Genomic DNA, 20991 nt, shown 5'->3' on the forward strand with positions numbered 1-20991 from the left:
CTGATATGAGATCATGTTTGTCATCTGGAGCCATGGAACAGGGTTCATCATGAGTCATCAACTTACCTTCGCCGACAGTGAATTCAGCAGTAAGCGCCGTCAGACCAGAAAAGAGATTTTCTTGTCCCGCATGGAGCAGATTCTGCCATGGCAAAACATGGTGGAAGTCATCGAGCCGTTTTACCCCAAGGCTGGTAATGGCCGGCGACCTTATCCGCTGGAAACCATGCTACGCATTCACTGCATGCAGCATTGGTACAACCTGAGCGATGGCGCGATGGAAGATGCTCTGTACGAAATCGCCTCCATGCGTCTGTTTGCCCGGTTATCCCTGGATAGCGCCTTGCCGGACCGCACCACCATCATGAATTTCCGCCACCTGCTGGAGCAGCATCAACTGGCCCGCCAATTGTTCAAGACCATCAATCGCTGGCTGGCCGAAGCAGGCGTCATGATGACTCAAGGCACCTTGGTCGATGCCACCATCATTGAGGCACCCAGCTCGACCAAGAACAAAGAGCAGCAACGCGATCCGGAGATGCATCAGACCAAGAAAGGCAATCAGTGGCACTTTGGCATGAAGGCCCACATTGGTGTCGATGCCAAGAGTGGCCTGACCCACAGCCTGGTCACCACCGCGGCCAACGAGCATGACCTCAATCAGCTGGGTAATCTGCTGCATGGAGAGGAGCAATTTGTCTCAGCCGATGCCGGCTACCAAGGGGCGCCACAGCGCGAGGAGCTGGCCGAGGTGGATGTGGACTGGCTGATCGCCGAGCGCCCCGGCAAGGTAAGAACCTTGAAACAGCATCCACGCAAGAACAAAACGGCCATCAACATCGAATACATGAAAGCCAGCATCCGGGCCAGGGTGGAGCACCCATTTCGCATCATCAAGCGACAGTTCGGCTTCGTGAAAGCCAGATACAAGGGGTTGCTGAAAAACGATAACCAACTGGCGATGTTATTCACGCTGGCCAACCTGTTTCGGGCGGACCAAATGATACGTCAGTGGGAGAGATCTCACTAAAAACTGGGAATAACGCCTTAAATGGCGAAGAAACGGTCTAAATAGGCTGATTCAAGGCATTTACGGGAGAAAAAACGGCTCAAACATGAAGAAATGAAATGACTGAGTCAGCCGAGAAGAATTTCCCCGCTTATTCGCACCTTCCTTTAATGATGAAGCGTTGTGATCCGAATTCAATTTGTAAAACCCAATTGTGATACTAATATTTATCAAAGTGTATAGAAATTCTATTAGATAAACCGGATCCGAACCAGTTTCAGCAATGTTTTCTGTCCGAACATGCTGTATCCGACTTATTTTGTTTACTACAGGCTAAATGTTATCAAAGATAAATATATCCAACATGTATTAGTCTATTCTTTTTCGTATTCTTATGACACCTACATTCTTTAGTGGGGGGTAGTGTGCTTGCACAAGTCTTTAAAAGTAGGATTTTTAAGGGAGAATGACGTTGTATGACTTCATCTGTACCACACTTGCATTACACTTAATAACAAGAACAACCAACACGTTAATTTTAAAGGGACAGTGCATGTCTGCCATGGATTTATCCAATCTACTTTTCGCTCATGACGCACCTGATTGCCCACTTCTGGTATATCAACGAGTCACCAATATTAACTCCAGACGCTGATTTTTCACATTACCTACGGCTCTACTTAAAACCCACACTAAACTTCATGTTTACATAAAATCGTATTAACAGATACAATACCCCCCTATAGTATCAGGAGGGCGTATGCCGCATTCACCCGAAGATAAAAAACGTATTCTGACCCGCGTCCGCCGCATTCGGGGCCAGGTTGATGCCCTTGAACGCGCCCTGGAATCGGGCGATCCCTGTCTCGCCATTTTGCAGCAAATTGCCGCCGTGCGCGGCGCTGCCAATGGTCTGATGGGGGAAATGGTCGAAATTCACCTCAAAGATGAGCTGGTGACGGGGGAGACCACCCCGGATCAGCGGGCAGTGCGGATGGCGGAAGTCGGCCATTTACTGCGCTCTTATCTAAAATAAACCCACACACCTCACAACAAGGGAAAGACATCATGAAATCTCGCGCAGCTGTCGCGTTCGGCCCAGGCCAGCCGCTGAAAATCGTTGAAATTGATGTTGCTCCGCCGAAGAAAGGCGAAGTGCTGATCAAAATTACCCACACCGGCGTTTGCCATACCGATGCGTTTACCCTGTCCGGTGACGATCCGGAAGGGGTATTCCCGGCGGTGCTCGGCCACGAAGGGGGCGGTGTGGTGGTGGAAGTGGGTGAAGGCGTCACCAGCCTGAAGCCCGGCGACCATGTGATCCCGCTCTACACCGCAGAGTGCGGCGAGTGTAAGTTCTGCAAATCCGGCAAAACTAACCTCTGCCAGGCCGTGCGCGCCACGCAGGGCAAAGGACTTATGCCGGACGGCACCACCCGTTTCTCCTATAACGGCGAGCCCATTTATCACTACATGGGTACCAGCACCTTCAGCGAATACACGGTGTGCGCCGAGATCTCACTGGCGAAAGTGAATCCGCAGGCACCGCTGGATAAAGTCTGTCTGCTCGGCTGCGGTGTCACCACCGGTATCGGCGCGGTGCATAACACGGCGAAAGTGAAAGAGGGGGACACCGTGGCGGTGTTCGGCCTGGGCGGGATCGGTCTGGCGGTTATCCAGGGCGCGGTACAGGCGAAAGCTGGGCGTATCATTGCTGTGGATACCAACCCGGAGAAATTTAAGCTCGCAGGTGAGATGGGGGCGACCGACTTTATCAACCCGAAAGACTACGACAAACCGGTTCAGGAGGTGATCGTTGAGCTGACCGACGGCGGCGTGGACTTTAGCTTCGAATGTATCGGCAACGTCAACGTAATGCGCTCAGCGCTGGAGTGCTGCCACAAAGGCTGGGGCGAGAGCATCATTATCGGTGTGGCCGGCGCGGGTCAGGAGATCAAAACCCGTCCCTTCCAGCTGGTGACAGGGCGCGTATGGCGCGGGTCAGCATTTGGCGGCGTGAAAGGCCGTACTCAGCTGCCGGGCATGGTTGAAGATGCGATGGTCGGTAAAATTCAGCTTGATCCGTTCATTACGCACCGCCTGCCGCTGGAGCAGATCAACGAAGCCTTCGATCTGATGCACGAAGGAAAATCCATTCGCACCGTTATCCATTTCGGCGACAACTGATTATTCTGCCAGCGGTTTTTTCCGCTGGCATTTCTTCCCTGATCTTCTCTAAAGTGTGACCTGTCCGGCGCTTTTAGACGTAATTTAATTCCCTGGCGTGCCGATGACTCTTTTACAGGCGTGTTATTACGCATCTTACCTATAAGAGAGTCGACGGTCATGGACAACACAACATCGATGCAGGCGCAGCATAAGCTGAGTTTCTTGCATCACATCCGGCTGGTTCCGCTGTTTTCCTCCATTCTCGGTGGCATTATTCTCCTGTTTGCATTGAGCTCAGGTCTGGCAGGCTATTTCCTGCTCCAGGCCGATAACGATCAGCAGGATGTCACGGCAGAAATCCAGGTGCGCACCGGTCTGTCAAACAGTTCCAACCATTTACGCACCGCCCGTATCAACATGATCCACGCGGGGGCGGCGAGCCGTATCGCGGAGATGGAGGCGATGAAACAAAACATCGCTGAGGCTGAGATCCGCATCAGGCAGTCGCAGGATGGATTTGCCGCCTATATGAAGCGCACCGTTCGTACCCCGGCTGATGAAGCGCTGGATGGCGATCTGAAAACCCGCTATGACGCCTACATCGCCGGTATGCAGCCGATGCTGAAATATGCCAAAAACGGCATGTTTGAAGCCATTATTAACCACGAAAATGAGACCGCGCGTCCGCTGGACGATGCCTATAACGCGGTGCTGCTGAAGGCGATAAAAATCCGCACCGAACGCGCCAACGCGCTGACGGCACAGGCTCACACCCGCACCCGGCTGGGGCTGATGTTTATGTTCGGCGCGTTTGGCCTGGCGCTGGCGCTGGCGGTGATCACCTTTGTGGTGCTGCGCCGTACGGTGATAAACCCGCTCCAGCGAGCCGCTACGCGTATCGAAAATATCGCGAAAGGCGATTTGACCATGCCGGACGAACCGACCGGGCGCAGCGAAATTGGCCGCCTGACGCGCGATCTGCAAACGATGCAGCACGCGCTGGTGACAACCGTGGGCACCGTGCGGCAAGGGGCGGAGGAGATCTACCGTGGAACCAGCGAGATCTCCGCGGGTAACACCGATCTCTCTTCCCGTACCGAGCAGCAGGCGGCGGCGATTGAACAGACGGCGGCCAGCATGGAGCAGCTCACCGCGACGGTGAAACAGAACGCCGATAACGCGCATCATGCGAGTAAACTGGCAGAAGATGCCTCCGGTAAGGCCAGCCGCGGGGGGCAGATGGTCTCCGGCGTGGTGAAAACCATGGGTAATATTTCCACCAGCTCGAAGAAGATCTCTGAAATTACCGCCGTGATTAACAGTATCGCGTTCCAGACCAATATTCTGGCGCTCAACGCGGCGGTCGAGGCGGCGCGTGCGGGTGAACAGGGACGCGGCTTTGCGGTCGTGGCGAGTGAAGTCCGCACCCTGGCAAGCCGCAGCGCGAATGCGGCGAAAGAGATTGAAAGCCTGATTAATGAATCGGTGTTGCTTATCGATCAGGGTTCCGGGGAAGTGGTTGCGGCGGGCAATACCATGAATGAGATTGTCGAGGCGGTTAAACGCGTCACCGATATTATGCTGGAGATTGCCGCGGCGTCCGATGAGCAGAGCCGCGGCATTGTTCAGGTGAGCCAGGCGATTTCCGAGATGGACAAGGTGACGCAGCAGAATGCCTCGCTGGTGGAAGAAGCTTCTGCGGCGGCGGCCTCGCTGGAAGAGCAGGGCGCACGTCTGACGGAGGCCGTTGGCGCGTTTCGTCTCAACGGGGCGCGCGCAGGACGGACTACAGCCGCTGCAACCGCAGCGAAACCCGCGCCTTTAACCCCGGCGGCGGCCGTCTCAGGTGATAACTGGGAAACGTTCTGAGTAAGACAGACCCGCCCTCGCGGCGGGTTCTGCGTTTAGGGTCAGAGAGGCATTGATTTACGAATAGCGCTTAACAGCGTTTGGGCGCCTTCAGAGAGCGGGGCATCTACCCGCGTCAGGATCCCAATCGGTTCTCCCGCGCCGGGCGATGTTACCGGCAGCGCCGTAAGCACGCCGCGTCGCAGATCGTCCTTCACCGCGCCAGACGGCACAAACCACACGTAGTCGTAATCCACCGTAAGCTGGCGCGACAGCGACGCCGAGAGCGTTTCAATACACCCGGAAGGCAGCGTGCAGCCCTGCATTTGCAGCAACGCTTCCGCATTCTGACGCGGAACGGTTCCTTTTGGTGAGACCACCACCGGCCACTCCATCACGCGGCTCAGGGTCACGGTGTCCTGCAACAGGGGATGATTCGGACGCACGACCAGCTTCAGCGATTCCAGGAACAGCAGCTCGTAATTCAGGCCGCTCATCAGTTCCGGATCGGACATCCGCCCAATGCCCAGATCCAGCTCGCCTGACTTCAGGCCCGCCAGCAGCATGGTATTATTCATGGTCGCGACCTGAAGCGTGGCGTGCTTTTGCTGACGGTGGAACTGGCCGATCGCCGCAGGCAGTATACCCAGCGCCGCCGTTGGCAGCGCGCCCACGCGCACGATGTCGCTGGCCGGTTCCTCTTTGCGGTTGAGCGCCTGACCGGCGGTATTGAGGGCATCGAGAACTTTAACGGCATGCGTCAGGAACTGTTCACCCACGAGAGTAAGCTGAGCGCCCAGACGGCCGCGATCGAACAGGCGGGTTCCGGTAAGCTGTTCCAGTTCGTTCAGCGTTTTGGATAGTGCAGGCTGACTGAGGTTAAGGGTTTCAGCCGCTCGCCCCAGCGTTCCCTGTTGAGCGACGGCCACAAAAGTATGCAAATGGCGCAAGCGTATGCGCTGACTGAACAGACCATTTTTTTCCATAGGCGATGTTAAAAACAGAGCGACGCGGGTGACAAGTTAAGATGTTTGAATTTGATAACCTGATAGCAAAATATTTTTAACATTTGATCTATTTGAGTTACAACCGTTTTTCGAAAATGCCCACGCTTTGACCACTCGTCTGCCTGGATCACAATTCGTAAATTCTTCCCAACGAAAGGAACGGGCTTCTCTACACTCCAGGTAGTATTCACTGGAGGCATGACATCATGGCGAACACCATCACGGCTGATGATATTCGGGAACACTTTTCGCAGGCTATGTCGGCGATGTACCAGCAGGAAGTTCCGCAGTACGGCACCTTGCTGGAACTGGTGGCGGACGTTAACCTGGCGGTTCTGGAAAATAACCCACTTTTACATGAACAACTGGCAAACGCAGACGAACTGGCGCGCCTGAATGTTGAACGTCACGGTGCGATCCGCGTTGGCACCGCGCAGGAGCTTTCCACCCTGCGCCGGATCTTCGCCATTATGGGCATGTATCCGGTCAGCTATTACGATCTCTCCCAGGCGGGCGTGCCCGTCCACTCGACGGCGTTTCGTCCGACAGACGATGCGGCGCTCTGCCGTAATCCGTTTCGCATTTTTACCTCGCTGCTGCGCCTGGAGCTGATTGAAAACGTTGCGCTGCGCGAAAGGGCGGCGGAGATCCTCTCCCGGCGCAACATCTTTACGCCGCGCTGCCTGGAACTGATCGACCTGCATGATGCGCAGGGACACTTTACCGAGGCACAGGCGCGCGAATTTGTTCAGGAAGCCCTGGAAACCTTCCGCTGGCATCGCCATGCGACGGTCGATCAGGAAACCTATCTGGCGCTGAGCAACGAACATCGCCTGATTGCCGACGTGGTCTGTTTCCCGGGGTGCCATATAAACCATCTCACGCCGCGCACTCTGGATATCGACCGGGTGCAGGAGCTAATGCCGAAGTACGGCATTGAGCCGAAAATTCTGATTGAAGGCCCGCCTCGCCGCGAGGTGCCGATCCTCCTGCGCCAGACCAGCTTTAAGGCGCTGGAGGAGCCGGTGCTTTTCGCGGGAGAACACAAGGGCACCCATACCGCGCGTTTCGGTGAGATTGAGCAGCGCGGCGTGGCCCTTACGCCGAAAGGGCGCGAGCTGTACGACAGTCTGTTAAATCAGGCCGGGACCGGCAAAGACAACCTGACCCACCAGCTTCACCTGCGCGAGATCTTCAGCGCCTTCCCGGACAGCGAAATGTTCCTGCGCCGTCAGCGGCTGGCTTATTTCCGCTACCGTCTGACCCCGACAGGTGAGGCGCATCGACACGCGTTTCGTCCCGGCGACGATCCGCAGCCGCTGATCGAACGCGGCTGGGTTGTGGCACAGCCCATCACCTACGAGGATTTTCTGCCCGTCAGTGCGGCGGGGATCTTCCAGTCGAATCTTGGCAATGAAACGCAGGCGCGCAGCCACGGCAATGCCAGCCGCAATGCCTTCGAAGCCGCGCTCGGCTGTGCGGTGTACGACGAGTTTTCGCTTTACGAGGAGGCGGAAGCGCGCAGCAAACAGCGTTGCGGTTTGCTCTGAAACCGTTACTCTGCAAGGGTGTGATGGAAAAAGAAGGTTGGTATGGAAAATCCCTCCGCCCCTGTGGTTGAAACGCGCCAGGGCGAACTGATTGGTTTTACTGAAGGCGATACTCATGTGTGGTGCGGCATTCCCTATGCGGCACCGCCCGTAGGCCAGTGGCGGTGGCGCTCCCCGCGTCCTCCCGCGCGTTGGGATGGCGTACGTCCGGCAACGGCGTTCTCCGCCTCCAGCTGGCAGAGCAGCGAAAGCTGTCAGGAGCTGGGTGGCGGCGATCCCGGCCAGTTCTCTGAAGACTGCCTGTACCTTAACGTCTGGTCGCCAGTCGCACGCGCCGATCCGCTTCCGGTGATGGTCTGGCTGCACGGCGGAGGATTTACCCTCGGCGCTGGCGGGCTGCCTCCGTATAACGGCAGGGCGCTGGCGAAGCGCGGCACGGTGGTGGTGACAATTAATTACCGTCTCGGGCACCTCGGCTTTTTTGCCCATCCGGCGCTGGAGGGGGAAGAAGAGCGCGTGGTGCATAACTTTGCGTTGCTCGATCAGATCCAGGCCCTGGAATGGGTGCGCGATAACATCGCCGCGTTCGGCGGCGATCCTGAGAACATCACCGTATTTGGCGAGTCGGCCGGCGCGCGCAGCGTGCTGTCGCTGATGGCCTCCCCGCTTGCGCGAGGACTGTTCCATAAAGCCATTGTGCAAAGCGGGTACACGCTGCCGGACACGCCACGCGAGCAGGCCATGCATAAAGGCGAAGCGATTGCCGCCCATTTCGGCCTGCAAAATGCCACCGCGGAACAGCTTCGCGCGATCCCGCCTGAGGCGTTCTGGCCGCTGACCTCGCCGCTGAATATCGCCCCTGCGCCCATCGTGGGGGATTGCGTTTTGCCTGAGGCCATGCTCGACGTTTTCTTCGCGGCCCGCCAGCATCCTGTACCGGTGATGATTGGGTCAAACAGCGACGAAGCCAGCGTGATGTCGGTGTTCGGGGTCGATCTGGCCGGGCAGATCCAGAAGCTTCGCCGCGAGCGGCGCTTTGGCCTGGGGCTGATTAAGCTGCTTTATCCTGGCGTGAAGGGCGATGAGGAACTTGGCAGGCAGGTATGCCGCGACATGGCCTTCACCACCATGGGATACGTGGTGATGCAGGCGCAGCAGCGGGCGGGCGGCCTGTGCTGGCGATACTGGTTTAATTATGTGGCTGAAGCGGAGCACGCGACGTACATCAACGGCGCCTGGCACGGCAACGAAGTGCCCTACGTGTTCGATACCCTTGGACAGGTGGAACCCTCGCGGCAGTATGTAAATGAACGCGATCTGGCCTTCGCCGCTCAGGTGGCGGACTACTGGGTGAGCTTCGCCCGGGATGCGGGGGCACGCGATAGCCTGGCAGGGCCCACGCGCTGGCCCGCCTGCCGGAAAGGGCGGGACGTGCTGTTACGTATTGGTGTGAATAAACATGCAGGTTTTCGGCTTGAAAACCGCTTCATGCGTGCCCGTATGAGCCTCTTCAAACGGGTGATGAAACACCACGTCAGCCTCGACTGAGCAGACAGGCGCGAAACGCATCCAGTCCGTTTTCCGGGCCGGGTGCGTCGCGTAATACCAGCCGGTAGCTCGCCCCCGTCTTTATGCTTGTGTCAAAAGGCCGCATCAGCCGTCCGGCGCGCACGTCCTCCTCCACCAGCGTTTCATCCGCGATGGCGATGCCCAGCCCCTGAATGGCGGCGGTAATGGCCAGATCCATGGTTTCGAAGTGTTGATTTTTGAGCATAGCTGGCGGCGGACCCGGCTGTTTCGCCAGCCACAGCGTCCAGTCCGTTTTGTCCCGCGTGGGGTGAAGGAAGGTGAGAGTTTCCAGCGCAGAACCGGCCCGTACCGGGCTCATCACCGGGGTTAAGGCCTCTTCGAACAGCAGATCGCCGGCGCTCATGTGCGTCCCAAACACAATCGCCGCGTCACAGGATTCGGTTTTGAAATTGACGTTATGATCGGTGGTGGTGGTCAGCGCAATCTGGAGTTCCGGCTGTTCGCGCTCCACCTGTAGCAGACGCGGCACCAGCCAGCGCATCGCGCAGGTAGGCGCTTTCAGACGAATAACGGTCTGGTGCGTTCGCGCCTGTTCAGCAACGTTCAGCAGGTGCTCAAACGCAGATTGCAGCTCCGGCAGCAGGGCGCTTCCCTGAGAGGAGAGACGCAGGCCGCGCGCATGGCGCTCGAACAGCGGGAAGCCGAACCAGCTTTCCAGCGAGGCGATTTTGCGGCTTACCGCCCCCTGCGTCAGACAAAGCTCCCTGGCGGCATGGGTAAGATTCAGGTGACGCGCGGTCACGATGAACGTCTCTACGGCATTGAGCGGAAATGAACGACGCGACATATCTCACCTTAGCTATGCGTTTTTGTCATGGCTATTATGACAACAATTCGATTGTCCCGGCAATGAAGTTGTTGTTTGAATAGTTATGCATTCACCACGAGAAGGGACAGAGGATGACTTTGAAAACGCCGGTGCAGACACGATCCAAATTGCCCGATGTGGGAACCACCATTTTTACCGTTATCGGCCAGCTTTCAGCCCGGCATAACGCCATCAACCTTTCTCAGGGTGCGCCGAATTTTTCCTGCGACCCAAAACTTATCACCGGCGTGACCCGCGCCATGGAGGCAGGGCATAACCAGTACGCCTCCATGACCGGGCTGCAACCGCTCAGGGAGCGCATTGCGGACAAAATTGCCACGCTCTATGGCACACGCTATGACCCGGCGAGTGAGGTGCTGGTGACCGCCAGCGCCAGCGAAGGGCTTTACTCAGCCATCAGCGGGCTGGTTCATCCTGGGGATGAGGTGATCTATTTCGAGCCCTCCTTTGACAGCTATGCGCCGATTGTGCGTCTGCAAGGGGCGACGCCGATCGCCATTAAGCTGACGGTACCGGATTTTGCCGTGAACTGGGATGAAGTACGGGCGGCTATTACCCCGCGCACGCGGATGATCATCGTCAATACGCCGCACAACCCGAGCGGACAGGTGTTTTCAGCCGCCGATCTGCACCAGCTGGCAGCGCTGACGCGCCACACCGACATCATCATTTTGTCTGACGAAGTGTACGAGCACGTCGTTTTTGATGGCGAACCGCACCACGGAATGGCGACGCACCCGCAGCTGGCGGAGCGCAGCGTGATTATTTCTTCTTTCGGAAAAACCTATCACGTCACCGGCTGGCGCGTGGGTTATTGTGTGGCACCCGCGGAGCTGATGGATGAGATATGTAAAGTCCATCAATTTTTAATGTTCTCGGCCGATACGCCGATGCAGTACGCGTTTGCCGAACACATGTCCGATCCGCAAACCTGGCTGTCGCTGGCGGCGTTTTATCAGCGCAAGCGCGATCTGCTGCAAAGTTTGCTCGCCGACTCACCGTTCAGGCTGCTACCAAGTGCCGGTTCGTTCTTCCTGCTGGCGGATTACAGCGGCTTTAGCGACGAGCGCGACAGCGAGATGGTGAAAAGGCTGATTGTCGAATGCGGGGTTGCCACCATTCCGCTGTCGGCGTTTTATGCCGATGGCACGGACAATAAGTTAATCCGTCTCTCTTTTGCGAAAGATGAGGCGACGTTACGGGCAGGTGCCCAGGCCCTTTGTCGGGTTACACCACGTTAAGGAATTTGAGATGAAATTACGCGCGTTAGTTGTCGGCATGGGACTGTTGTGTTCATTCTCGTCGTTTGCCGCTACCGAGTTGCGATACGGGCTGGAAGAGGAATATCCGCCGTTTGAAAGCCGCAATGCGTCAGGCGAGCTGGAAGGGTTTGACGTAGAACTGGGAAATGCCATCTGTAAAGCCGCCGCGCTGAAGTGCAGCTGGGTTGAAACCTCGTTTGATGCGCTGATCCCCGGTCTGGTGGCGAAAAAGTTCGATGCCATAAACTCGGCGATGAACATCACCGAACAGCGTCGCAAAAGCATTGATTTCACCCAGCCCATCTATCGCATTCCCTCCCAGCTGGTGGGCAAAGCCGGTTCTGCGGTAGAGGCTACCCCCGAAGGGCTGAAGGGCAAAACCATCGGCGTTCTTCAGGGTTCAATTCAGGAAACTTACGCCAAAGAGCACTGGGAAAAGCACGGTGTCACCGTGGTGTCTTATAAAGATCAGAATATGGCCTGGGGGGATCTGCTGAATGGCCGCATCGATGCCTCGCTGGTCATGTCAGCGGCCGGGCAGGCAGGTTTCCTCAGTAAGCCGCAGGGTAAAGGGTTTGGCTTTATCGGCAAACCGGTGTCGGACGACACCATCCTCGGCAGTGGGATCGGCTTTGGGCTGCGTAAGGGGGATGAGGCCACCAAAAAGCAGCTTGATGCCGCAATTGATAAAGTACGTGCCGACGGCACGATCGCTAAACTGGCTGATAAGTACTTCCCGGGTATCGATGTCAGCGTAAAATAACCGCCTCGTTGGTCCCGGCTGTTGATGTCCAGCCGGGACACTTTTATACATAACTTTACCCCTTTTTCAGGCCGTTCTGGTCGACAGAAAATATTTCTCGGTTTGTTCAGATAATCACCCGCCAACAATTGGATTCTTAACCGTTTTTGTTTAGGCTGTGCGTTCTTTCTTGCCGTCATTTCGCTGCGCGCGAAACTCATTCACACGACCATAAGGACGTTTTCTCAGGCATGAATCGCAGACGTTTTCTCAAAGGTTCCCTGGCAATGGCTGCCCTGAGCGGCACTTCTGGCCTTGCTTCTCTGTTTTCCCAGGCGGCGTATGCTGCTGACTCCGACATTGCCGACGGTCAGAGCCGTCGCTTTGACTTCTCTGTTCTGCAATCCATGGCGCACGATCTGGCGAAAACCGCGTGGGGCGGTGCGCCGCGTCCGCTGCCGGAAACGCTGGCCACTATGACGCCGCAGGCGTACAACGCCATCCGTTACGATGAGAAGCAGTCGTTGTGGAATAACATTGAAGGCCGTCAGCTGGACGCCCAGTTCTTCCATATGGGGATGGGGTTCCGCCGCCGCGTGCGCATGTTCTCGCTGGATCAAACCACCTCTCAGGCGCGTGAGATCCACTTCCGGCCTGAGCTGTTCAGCTACGGCGATACGGGCGTGGATACCCGCCAGCTTGAAGGGCAGAGCGACCTCGGCTTCGCCGGATTCCGCGTCTTTAAAGCGCCGGAGCTGGCGCGACGCGATATCGTTTCGTTCCTGGGCGCGAGCTACTTCCGCGCGGTGGATGATACCTACCAGTACGGCCTCTCTGCGCGTGGTCTGGCGGTGGATACCTTTACCGACACCCCGGAAGAGTTCCCGGATTTCACCTCCTTCTGGTTTGAAACCGTGAAGCCGGGTGATACCACCTTTACCGTCTATGCGCTGCTGGACAGCCCGAGCATTACCGGTGCCTATAAGTTTGTGATCCACTGTGAGAAGAGCCAGGTGATCATGGACGTCGAAAACCATCTCTATGCGCGCAAAGACATCAAGCAGCTCGGCATCTCGCCAATGACCAGCATGTTTAGCTGCGGCAACAACGAACGCCGCATGTGCGACACCATTCATCCGCAGATCCACGATTCAGACCGCCTGGCGATGTGGCGCGGTAACGGGGAGTGGATCTGCCGGCCGCTGAACAACCCGCAAAAGCTGCAATTTAACGCCTACCTGGATAAAAACCCGAAGGGCTTTGGTTTGTTGCAGCTTGACCGTGACTTCTCTCATTACCAGGACGTCATGGGCTGGTATAACAAGCGACCAAGCCTGTGGGTCGAGCCGCGCAACAACTGGGGGAAAGGTTCCATTGCCCTGATGGAGATCCCGACAACCGGCGAGACGCTCGATAACGTGGTCTGCTTCTGGCAGCCAGAGAAACCGGTGCAGGCGGGTGATGAGCTGGACTTCAAATACCGTCTCTACTGGAGCGCGCAGCCGCCGGTGCGTTCCCCGCTGGCAAACGTCTACGCCACCCGTACCGGTATGGGAGGCTTCCCGGAGGGCTGGGCGCCGGGTGAAAATTACCCGAAAGTGTGGGCCCGTCGCTTTGCCATTGATTTCGTCGGGGGCGATCTGAAGGCCGCCGCACCGAAGGGCATTGAGCCGGTGATCACCCTGTCCAGCGGTGAAGCGAAGCAGGTGGAGATACTCTATGTCGAACCGTTCGACGGGTATCGCATTCTGTTTGACTGGTATCCAACCTCTGACTCCACCGAGCCGGTGGATATGCGCCTGTTCCTGCGCTGTCAGGGCGATGCCATCAGCGAGACCTGGCTTTACCAGTACTTCCCGCCCGCGCCGGACAAACGTAACTACGTTGACGACCGGATCATGCGCTAGTCCTTATGGGTTTGTGCCGGGTGGCGACCCGGCCTGCTCTGGACGCATTTGTAGGCCGGGTAAGCGTTAGCGCCACCCGGCAATTAAGAGGCACCATGTCTTCAGAAATCATCCCCGTTAACCAGGAAATCGAGCTTCGCGCCGTCGAAGAGCGCTATACCACCGATCTGCATAACCTCGTAATCAAAAACAAAACCTGGCTGCAAACCGCCTTTGACTGGGCGCAGCATGTCGGCAGCGAAGAGGACACGCGCCGCAACGTGCAGAGCAACCAGATGTTGCACCAGCGCGGTTACGCCAAAATGTTCCTGATTTTTATGAATGACGAGCTGATAGGCGTGCTCTCCTTCAACGCGATCGAGCCTGCGAATAAGGCCGGGTATATCGGCTACTGGCTTGACGAAGCACATCAGGGGCAGGGTATTCTTTCTCAGGCGCTCCAGGCGTTTATGCGCTATTACGTTGAGCGCGGCGAGATCCGCCGTTTTGTGATCAAGTGTCGCGTGGATAACCAGAGCAGTAACCGGGTGGCGCAGCGCAACGGTTTCACGCTGGAAGGTTGTTTGCGGGAAGCGGAAATGCTCAACGGTCGCTACGATGACGTGAACCTGTACGCCAGAATCTTCCCGCTATAGCGCCCCCAGCAGCGGCGTCCGGGTGATCCGCGTGTCGCCGTTGATCACTTTGGCTCCCCGGACGTGAATGCTTTCACCCTCCAGCGCCTCGATAACCGCATCGTCCGTTATTTCCACCTGATGCTCAATCAGGACATCGCCGCTGATACGCGCCCGCCCCTGAATGACCACTTTGTCATCAATCAGGATCGGCCCGCCGCGTAACCACGCCTCGCCGCCTATTAATACGTGGTGTTTAATGACGCAGTTGCCTTCGACGAGGGCGTTTTCCGCGACCTGTGAACTGTACCGCACGGTCGGGATGGCATCATCCTCCAGACCGGCCAGCAGACGGGCGTTGCCGTACACTTTGGCGCAGTCGCACACCCAGACGTTATTCAGCGCGTTGCCCTCAATAATGGCGCGATCGAACACCTCGGCGCGGTGCTCAACAAAGGCCCAGGTCACCATGGCATCGCCGTAGATTTGCGCCTGATGCACAATACGCGACTGGCTGACCGTGGCTCTGTCATAGATTTGCAGGATCTGCTCACGGTCGGGTGTCAGCCCTTTGGCTGCAATCACCAGGCTGTTATGCAGCACCCGCGCATCACCCGCGATACGGCATTCCCCGCGTACGGTGGAGTGCTGAATGGTGACGTTGTCACTTATTACCGCCCCGTGACTCACCTCTGCCGCGTCAAGCCAGCCGTTGCCGCCAACGTGTGCGCGGTGGCTTACGATGCAGGGTTGGGTGAGGCGGGCGTTACCGGATATCCTGGCCCCGGCAAACACCACGCTGTTTTCATCGTAAACCCAGCAATCCCCATCCTGGGCGAGCGCGTGTTCATCCTCAACCCAACCGCCTTTAGTCCCGCGGGTCACATCGTTAAAATCCTTCACGGCAATAATTTGTCTGAGAGGCGTTGTGCACGGCGTTGATCCGTCCTGCCAGCGCCAGAGACGCGTTTCATTGCTAAGCCGATATTTTGTCATCGTGTTATCCCTGAAAAGCCTTTCAATAAACGTAGCAAAGTTTTGGTTTTTCGAAGTGCTGGCGTCCGCTCAGGAAACCCCTTAAAATGGCATTTAAAATACATTTTAAAGTTTAAAAAAAATGCATAACCAAAACCAACGCGTTCTTAACTTGCCCGCCGGGTATTTCGGTATGGTCCTGGGAACCATAGGCATGGGGTTCGCCTGGCGTTATGCCAGCACCATCTGGCCAGTGACGCGCTGGCCGGGCGAGATCCTGGTGGCGCTGGCGGTGGCGATCTGGTTGCTTCTGAGCATGGCGTTTCTTACCCGTGCGGTACGGTTTCCACATAGCGTGCTGGCCGAGATGCGGCATCCGGTAATGAGCAGTTTTGTCAGCCTGTTTCCTGCCACAACGCTGCTGGTGGCCATCGGCTTTGTGCCGTGGTATCGCCCGCTGGCGCTGGGGTTGTTTAGCGTGGGCGTGGTGATCCAGCTTGCGTATGCCGCCTGGCAAAGCGCCGGGCTGTGGCGCGGCAAGCATCCGGAAGAAGCCACGACGCCGGGACTGTATCTGCCGACGGTAGCGAACAATTTTATCAGCGCGATGGCCTGCGGTGCGCTAGGCTTCCACGACGCGGGGCTGGTGTTCCTTGGTGCCGGGGTCTTTTCCTGGCTGAGCCTGGAGCCGGTCATTTTGCAACGCCTGCGCAGCGCGGGCGAACTGCCCGCTGCCCTTCGTACCTCGCTCGGGATCCAGCTTGCGCCTGCCCTGGTGGCCTGTAGCGCCTGGTTTAGCGTCAACGGCGGCGAAGCGGACACCTTCGCCAAAATGCTTTTCGGCTATGGCCTGTTGCAACTCCTGTTTATGCTGCGTCTGATGCCGTGGTATCTGTCGCAGCCGTTCAACGCGTCGTTCTGGAGCTTCTCGTTCGGGGTGTCGGCGCTGGCGACCACCGGTTTACATCTGGGGCAGAGCAGTCCGTCAGGGCTCTTTCATGCCCTCGAGGTTCCCCTGTTTATTTTCACCAACGTCATCATCGCGATGCTGCTGGTCCGTACTTTTATCTTGCTGATGCAGGGCAAACTTCTGGTGCGCGCTGATAAGGCACTGCTTATGCAATCTGAGGAAAAATAATGACTGTCGATGAAAACTACTTTACTGAGAAATATGGGCTGACCCGCACGCACTCAGAGGTGCTGCTCAGCGCGGACATTGTTAAGCCCGGTAAAACGCTCGATCTGGGTTGCGGAAATGGCCGCAACAGCCTCTACCTCGCTGCCAACGGCTATGACGTGACGGCGTGGGATAAAAACCCGATGAGCATCGATAACATTGAGCGCATTAAGGCGGCGGAAGGGATCGCGAATCTGGAAACGGCGATTAAGGATCTGAACAACCTGACCTTTGACGGCGAATACGACTTTATTCTTTCCACCGTCGTGTTGATGTTCCTCGAAGCGAATACCATCCCTGGTCTTATCGCCAATATGCAGCGTTGCACCAGACCAGGCGGCTATAACCTGATCGTTGCTGCCATGGATACGGAGGATTATCCGTGCACAGTCGGCTTCCCGTTTGCCTTCAAAACCGGTGAACTGAGCAACTACTACGAAGGCTGGGAGCTGATCAAGTACAACGAAGAGGTAGGGGAACTCCACCGTACCGATGCCAACGGGAACCGTATCAAGCTGCGCTTCGCCACCATGCTCGCACGCAAGCCCGCTTAACGCGCCGCCAGCAGACAGAGTTGCAGGGCAGTGCGACAGGAGGCCTCGAACGACGACAGCGGTAAAAACTCAAACTTCGAGTGGAAGTTATGGGCGCCGGTGAAGAAGTTCGGGGTGAGCAGGCCTTTGGCTGACAGGGCCGCTCCATCCGTGCCACCGCGCATGGGGATCGGTTTTGGGGTGATGCCGAGCGACTCCATCGCCTCGAACATCAGGTCGATCGCGCGGCGGTCTTCGCCAATCGCATTGCTGATATTGCTGTAGGTATCCTCAATGCGGTATTCCACGTTTGCCGTGGGATGCTGCGCGGCTATTTGCGCCGCCACATCGGCAATGTGCTGCTTGCGGGCGGCGAAACCATCTTTGTCAAAATCACGAATATTGGCTTTCAGTATCGCTTCGTTCTGCCCGGCCTGGATGCCGTTAAACCAGATATAACCTTCGCGCCCCTCGGTGCATTCCGGGGTTTGCCGGCGATCGAAATGGCTGATGAAATCCGTTGCCATCAGCAGCGGATTGACCAGCACCCCTTTGGCGGACATCGGGTGAGCCGTGACGCCGGTAAAGCGAATTTCAGCCGCCGCCGCGTTAAAGTTCTCGTAAACAATCTCCCCCAGCTCGCAGCAGTCGATGGTCCAGGCAAAATCGACGTCGAAGCGCTTCAAATCCAGCGCTTTCGCGCCACACAGGCCAATCTCTTCATCGGGTACAAACGCCACCACAATATCGCCATGCTTATGTTCAGCGGTGAGGTTTTCCAGCACCGTCATGACCACGGTGACGGCCGCTTTATTATCTGCGCCTAATACGCTGGTTCCGTCGCTGAAAATAATCTCCTCATCAGGATAAGCCAGAATTTCCGGGTGCTCATTTACGCGCAGCCAAATATCTTTCTCTTTATTCAGGCAGAGATCATTCCCCGTAAACGTTAATATTTGTGGATGAATATCCGGGGATAAACCGACGTCGACGGTGTCGATATGGGTAATAAAACCAATCCGCGGCGCGCCGGGAACATTGCCTTTTTTCACGGCGGTAACGGTGGCGAACTCATCTATCACAATATCATCTAACCCCAGCGTTTTCAGCTCCTTCGCCAGCTCCCGCGCCATGTCGTGCTGACCCGGGGTGGAGGGCAGGGTTTTGACTTTCGGGTCGCTCTGGCTGGTGATGGCGAGATAGCGGAAAAAGCGTTGGGTTAATTGTCTGGAGAGTTCTGAGCCCATAGTGTTTCCTTCTGTATTTATTTTTCATGTGTTTGCGCCATCACTTTAATGTTATTTATGAAATGGCAAAAGAAGTAAATAGCCGTCGAATTAAAAAGACAGGAATAAATGATGAAAAGCACATTCACAATGATAACGCTGGCGCTTGCTGCGCTGACGGTCAGTTCCACCGTCGCGGCAAAAACGCTGGTGTATTGCTCCGAAGGATCGCCGGAAAATTTCAATCCTCAGCTCTATACGTCGGGGACCAGCGTGGACGCCAGCGCCGTACCGGTTTATAACCGTCTGGTCGATTTCAAACCGGGCACTACCGAACTGGTGCCGAGCCTGGCGGAAAGCTGGGAGGTAAGCGACGATGGCAAGATCTACACCTTCCACCTGCGCAAAGGGGTGAAATTCCACAGTAATAAGCTGTTCACGCCGACGCGCGACTTCAACGCGGACGACGTGATTTTTTCGTTTATGCGCCAGAAGGATGTGAATCATCCCTACCATAACGTCTCCAACGGCAGTTATTCCAACTTCGAAAGTCTGGAGTTCGGCAGCCTGATTACCGCCATTGATAAAGTTGACGATCGCACCGTGCGCTTCACCCTGGCGCATCCGGAAGCGCCGTTTGTCGCTGATCTGGCGTGGTACTTTGCCTCCATTCTGTCGGCGGAGTATGCCGATGCCATGCTGAAAGCGGGCACGCCAGAAAAGGTCGATATGCAGCCGATTGGCACCGGGCCGTTTAAGCTGGCGCAATATCAGAAGGATTCCCGCATCCTCTTCACCGCTTTCCCCGACTACTGGCAGGGAAAATCGAAGCTGGATCGTCTGGTGTTCACCATCACGCCGGACGCCTCGGTGCGTTTTGCCAAAGTCGAGAAGAATGAGTGCCAGGTGATGCCGTTCCCGAATCCGGCGGACCTGCCGCGTATGAAGGCTAACAAAGACATCAACCTGATGAGCAAGGCCGGTCTGAATACCGGTTTCCTGGCGTTTAACACGCAAAAGCCGCCGCTGGATAACGTAAAAGTGCGCCAGGCGCTGGCGATGGCAATTAACAAACCCGCCATCATTGAGGCGGTGTTCCACGGCACCGGCACGGCGGCGAAAAACCTGCTGCCGCCTGGCGTCTGGAGTGCCGACAGCGAGCTGAAAGACTATGATTACGATCCAGAAAAAGCGAAAGCGCTGCTAAAGGAGGCGGGATTTGCCAACGGCGTAAGCATCGATCTGTGGGCCATGCCCGTGCAGCGGCCGTATAACCCGAACGCGAAGCGTATGGCGGAGATGATCCAGGCGGACTGGGCGAAAGTGGGCGTGCAGACCAAAATCGTGACCTACGAATGGGGCGAATACCTGAAGCGCGTGAAGGGCGGGGAGCATCAGGCCGCACTGATGGGCTGGACAACGGCGACGGGCGATCCGGATAACTTCTTCGGCCCGCTGTTTACCTGTACGTCCGCCAACGGCGGGTCGAACTCGGCCAAATGGTGCTATAAGCCGTTTGATAACCTGATTGCCGAAGCTAAATCGATAACCGATCGCGAAAAACGCGTGGCGCTGTACAAGCAGGCGCAGCAGATGATGCACGATCAAATGCCGGCGGTAATGATTGCCCACTCGACGATTTTTGAGCCAGTCCGTAAAGAGGTCACGGGCTATGAAATCGATCCCTTCGGCAAGCACCTGTTCTGGCAAGTGGACCTGAAGGAGTAATTTTTCACTGCCCGGTTTCGGTCGGGCAGTTTTTTCGCTATTTGTGCTGTCTTCGTCATTTTTTGCCACAACACATCGCCCGGTTTTTTGTTATAACTTCAAGTGCATACTTGCAGATAACATGGAATACCATCATGCGTACTCACACTTTTTTTAAAGTTGCAGTGCTTTCTGGTCTGTTGGCCCTTTCCGGCTGTGCGTCAAAAGTCGCAGCCCCCGATCAATATTCAGGCTTTTTAAAAGATTACTCCGGCTTGCAGGAGATGAAATCTGCAACCGGGAAGCCAACCCTGCGTTGGGTTGACCCGTCCTATAATGAGGCGAATTACGACAGCATTATCTGGACGCCGATAACCTATTATCCGACGCCAAAACCGACCACTCAGCTTGGGCAAAAAACGCTTGATGAGCTGTTGAATTATACCAATACCAAACTGAAAACCGCGATTGGCCAGCGTAAGCCGATTGTGACGACGCCGGGCAAACATAGCCTGATCTTCCGCGGCGCCATCACGGGTGTGAGCTCAGACAAAGAAGGTTTTCAGTTCTATGAAGTGGTGCCTGTGGCGCTGCTGGTTGCGGGTACGCAGATGGCAACGGGCCATCGTACCATGGATACGCATCTGTTCTTCGAAGGTGAGTTAATCGATGCGGCCACGAACAAACCAGTGATTAAGGTTGTTCGTAAGGGTGAAGGGAAAGAGCTGGCGAACGAGAATACGCCAATGGGCTTCGGCACCCTGAAGCAGGTTGTGGATGACATGGCGACGGATGCCACCATGTTTGATGTTCATCAGACAGCAAATTAATAAAAAATGGCCTGCA

18 protein-coding genes are annotated in these 20991 nt (G+C 56.3%); 14 read left to right on the forward strand and 4 right to left on the reverse strand.

Features of this window, described 5'->3' with window-relative positions; genetic code table 11:
• The first annotated feature begins 49 nt into the window (after positions 1–49).
• The 4 genes from AC4OVU_RS10840 (at position 50) to AC4OVU_RS10855 (ending at position 5047) form a co-directional block, all read left to right on the forward strand.
• Complete coding sequence (locus AC4OVU_RS10840; protein ID WP_000019403.1) at positions 50–1030, forward strand: IS5-like element IS5 family transposase; 981 nt, start codon at positions 50–52, stop codon at positions 1028–1030.
• A gap of 739 nt (positions 1031–1769) precedes the next feature.
• The gene (locus AC4OVU_RS10845; protein WP_003857256.1) at positions 1770–2045 is read left to right on the forward strand and encodes a metal/formaldehyde-sensitive transcriptional repressor; all 276 of its coding nucleotides are present in this window, start codon (positions 1770–1772) and stop codon (positions 2043–2045) included.
• Between the two features lie 32 nt (positions 2046–2077).
• Positions 2078–3196: an S-(hydroxymethyl)glutathione dehydrogenase/class III alcohol dehydrogenase gene (locus tag AC4OVU_RS10850; protein ID WP_047726542.1), complete on the forward strand. Its 1119-nt coding sequence runs from the start codon at positions 2078–2080 to the stop codon at positions 3194–3196.
• Between the two features lie 159 nt (positions 3197–3355).
• Entirely contained in the window at positions 3356–5047 is a 1692-nt protein-coding gene (locus AC4OVU_RS10855; protein WP_110292242.1) for a methyl-accepting chemotaxis protein, read from the forward strand.
• 41 nt (positions 5048–5088) lie between these two features.
• Here AC4OVU_RS10855 and AC4OVU_RS10860 read toward each other — a convergent pair whose 3' ends face one another.
• Positions 5089–6012 carry a LysR substrate-binding domain-containing protein gene (locus AC4OVU_RS10860; RefSeq protein WP_003857247.1) on the reverse strand — a complete coding sequence of 308 codons (924 nt, stop codon included), beginning with the start codon at positions 6010–6012 and terminating at the stop codon, positions 5089–5091.
• A 227-nt stretch (positions 6013–6239) separates the two neighbouring features.
• On the opposite strand from AC4OVU_RS10860, the gene hglS reads away from it, so the two are divergent.
• Entirely contained in the window at positions 6240–7583 is a 1344-nt protein-coding gene (gene hglS, locus AC4OVU_RS10865; protein WP_017384005.1) for a 2-oxoadipate dioxygenase/decarboxylase HglS, read from the forward strand.
• A 42-nt stretch (positions 7584–7625) separates the two neighbouring features.
• On the forward strand, positions 7626–9131 hold the full coding sequence (locus AC4OVU_RS10870; RefSeq protein ID WP_491928680.1) for a carboxylesterase/lipase family protein: 1506 nt from the start codon (positions 7626–7628) through the stop codon (positions 9129–9131).
• Here AC4OVU_RS10870 and AC4OVU_RS10875 read toward each other — a convergent pair.
• Positions 9118–9960, reverse strand: a complete 843-nt coding sequence (locus AC4OVU_RS10875) for a LysR family transcriptional regulator (protein WP_015570561.1) — start codon at positions 9958–9960, stop codon at positions 9118–9120. The genes AC4OVU_RS10870 and AC4OVU_RS10875 overlap by 14 nt on opposite strands.
• A gap of 113 nt (positions 9961–10073) precedes the next feature.
• On the opposite strand from AC4OVU_RS10875, the gene AC4OVU_RS10880 reads away from it, so the two are divergent.
• From AC4OVU_RS10880 to rimL, 4 genes are all read left to right on the forward strand, one after another.
• Complete coding sequence (locus tag AC4OVU_RS10880) at positions 10074–11243, forward strand: pyridoxal phosphate-dependent aminotransferase (RefSeq protein ID WP_047747344.1); 1170 nt, start codon at positions 10074–10076, stop codon at positions 11241–11243.
• Positions 11244–11253: 10 nt separating this feature from the next.
• Complete coding sequence (locus tag AC4OVU_RS10885) at positions 11254–12027, forward strand: ABC transporter substrate-binding protein (RefSeq protein WP_110292240.1); 774 nt, start codon at positions 11254–11256, stop codon at positions 12025–12027.
• 230 nt (positions 12028–12257) lie between these two features.
• Complete coding sequence (locus tag AC4OVU_RS10890) at positions 12258–13913, forward strand: glucan biosynthesis protein D (RefSeq protein WP_017384001.1); 1656 nt, start codon at positions 12258–12260, stop codon at positions 13911–13913.
• 95 nt (positions 13914–14008) lie between these two features.
• Positions 14009–14548 (forward strand): 50S ribosomal protein L7/L12-serine acetyltransferase, encoded by a 540-nt coding sequence (rimL, locus tag AC4OVU_RS10895; RefSeq protein ID WP_017384000.1) that lies wholly within the window; start codon positions 14009–14011, stop codon positions 14546–14548.
• Here the strand turns inward: rimL and ydcK are convergent.
• Positions 14543–15523, reverse strand: coding sequence for a YdcK family protein (gene ydcK, locus AC4OVU_RS10900; RefSeq protein WP_110292239.1), 981 nt, complete (start codon positions 15521–15523; stop codon positions 14543–14545). The genes rimL and ydcK overlap by 6 nt on opposite strands.
• Before the next feature lie 121 nt (positions 15524–15644).
• Between ydcK and tehA the strand changes: the two genes are divergently transcribed.
• Positions 15645–16640, forward strand: a complete 996-nt coding sequence (gene tehA / locus AC4OVU_RS10905; RefSeq protein ID WP_110292238.1) for a dicarboxylate transporter/tellurite-resistance protein TehA — start codon at positions 15645–15647, stop codon at positions 16638–16640.
• Positions 16640–17233, forward strand: a complete 594-nt coding sequence (gene tehB / locus AC4OVU_RS10910; RefSeq protein ID WP_015570555.1) for a tellurite resistance methyltransferase TehB — start codon at positions 16640–16642, stop codon at positions 17231–17233. The genes tehA and tehB overlap by 1 nt, the downstream gene beginning before the upstream one ends.
• Here the strand turns inward: tehB and pepT are convergent.
• Entirely contained in the window at positions 17230–18459 is a 1230-nt protein-coding gene (pepT, locus tag AC4OVU_RS10915) for a peptidase T (RefSeq protein ID WP_045906708.1), read from the reverse strand. The genes tehB and pepT overlap by 4 nt on opposite strands.
• A gap of 111 nt (positions 18460–18570) precedes the next feature.
• Between pepT and AC4OVU_RS10920 the strand changes: the two genes are divergently transcribed.
• Positions 18571–20166, forward strand: a complete 1596-nt coding sequence (locus tag AC4OVU_RS10920) for an ABC transporter substrate-binding protein (protein WP_045348280.1) — start codon at positions 18571–18573, stop codon at positions 20164–20166.
• A gap of 134 nt (positions 20167–20300) precedes the next feature.
• On the forward strand, positions 20301–20975 hold the full coding sequence (locus tag AC4OVU_RS10925; protein WP_110292237.1) for a DUF3313 domain-containing protein: 675 nt from the start codon (positions 20301–20303) through the stop codon (positions 20973–20975).
• Positions 20976–20991 lie beyond the last annotated feature (16 nt).

This window comes from Enterobacter sp. 6722112, from assembly GCF_058661685.1.

Coding starts and splice junctions, on each gene's coding strand:
- AC4OVU_RS10840 (WP_000019403.1), top strand. CDS start 50: ATGAGTCATCAACTTACCTTCGCCGACAGTGAATTCAGCAGTAAGCGC.
- AC4OVU_RS10845 (WP_003857256.1), top strand. CDS start 1,770: ATGCCGCATTCACCCGAAGATAAAAAACGTATTCTGACCCGCGTCCGC.
- AC4OVU_RS10850 (WP_047726542.1), top strand. CDS start 2,078: ATGAAATCTCGCGCAGCTGTCGCGTTCGGCCCAGGCCAGCCGCTGAAA.
- AC4OVU_RS10855 (WP_110292242.1), top strand. CDS start 3,356: ATGGACAACACAACATCGATGCAGGCGCAGCATAAGCTGAGTTTCTTG.
- AC4OVU_RS10860 (WP_003857247.1), bottom strand. CDS start 6,012: ATGGAAAAAAATGGTCTGTTCAGTCAGCGCATACGCTTGCGCCATTTG.
- hglS (WP_017384005.1), top strand. CDS start 6,240: ATGGCGAACACCATCACGGCTGATGATATTCGGGAACACTTTTCGCAG.
- AC4OVU_RS10870 (WP_491928680.1), top strand. CDS start 7,626: ATGGAAAATCCCTCCGCCCCTGTGGTTGAAACGCGCCAGGGCGAACTG.
- AC4OVU_RS10875 (WP_015570561.1), bottom strand. CDS start 9,960: ATGTCGCGTCGTTCATTTCCGCTCAATGCCGTAGAGACGTTCATCGTG.
- AC4OVU_RS10880 (WP_047747344.1), top strand. CDS start 10,074: ATGACTTTGAAAACGCCGGTGCAGACACGATCCAAATTGCCCGATGTG.
- AC4OVU_RS10885 (WP_110292240.1), top strand. CDS start 11,254: ATGAAATTACGCGCGTTAGTTGTCGGCATGGGACTGTTGTGTTCATTC.
- AC4OVU_RS10890 (WP_017384001.1), top strand. CDS start 12,258: ATGAATCGCAGACGTTTTCTCAAAGGTTCCCTGGCAATGGCTGCCCTG.
- rimL (WP_017384000.1), top strand. CDS start 14,009: ATGTCTTCAGAAATCATCCCCGTTAACCAGGAAATCGAGCTTCGCGCC.
- ydcK (WP_110292239.1), bottom strand. CDS start 15,523: ATGACAAAATATCGGCTTAGCAATGAAACGCGTCTCTGGCGCTGGCAG.
- tehA (WP_110292238.1), top strand. CDS start 15,645: ATGCATAACCAAAACCAACGCGTTCTTAACTTGCCCGCCGGGTATTTC.
- tehB (WP_015570555.1), top strand. CDS start 16,640: ATGACTGTCGATGAAAACTACTTTACTGAGAAATATGGGCTGACCCGC.
- pepT (WP_045906708.1), bottom strand. CDS start 18,459: ATGGGCTCAGAACTCTCCAGACAATTAACCCAACGCTTTTTCCGCTAT.
- AC4OVU_RS10920 (WP_045348280.1), top strand. CDS start 18,571: ATGAAAAGCACATTCACAATGATAACGCTGGCGCTTGCTGCGCTGACG.
- AC4OVU_RS10925 (WP_110292237.1), top strand. CDS start 20,301: ATGCGTACTCACACTTTTTTTAAAGTTGCAGTGCTTTCTGGTCTGTTG.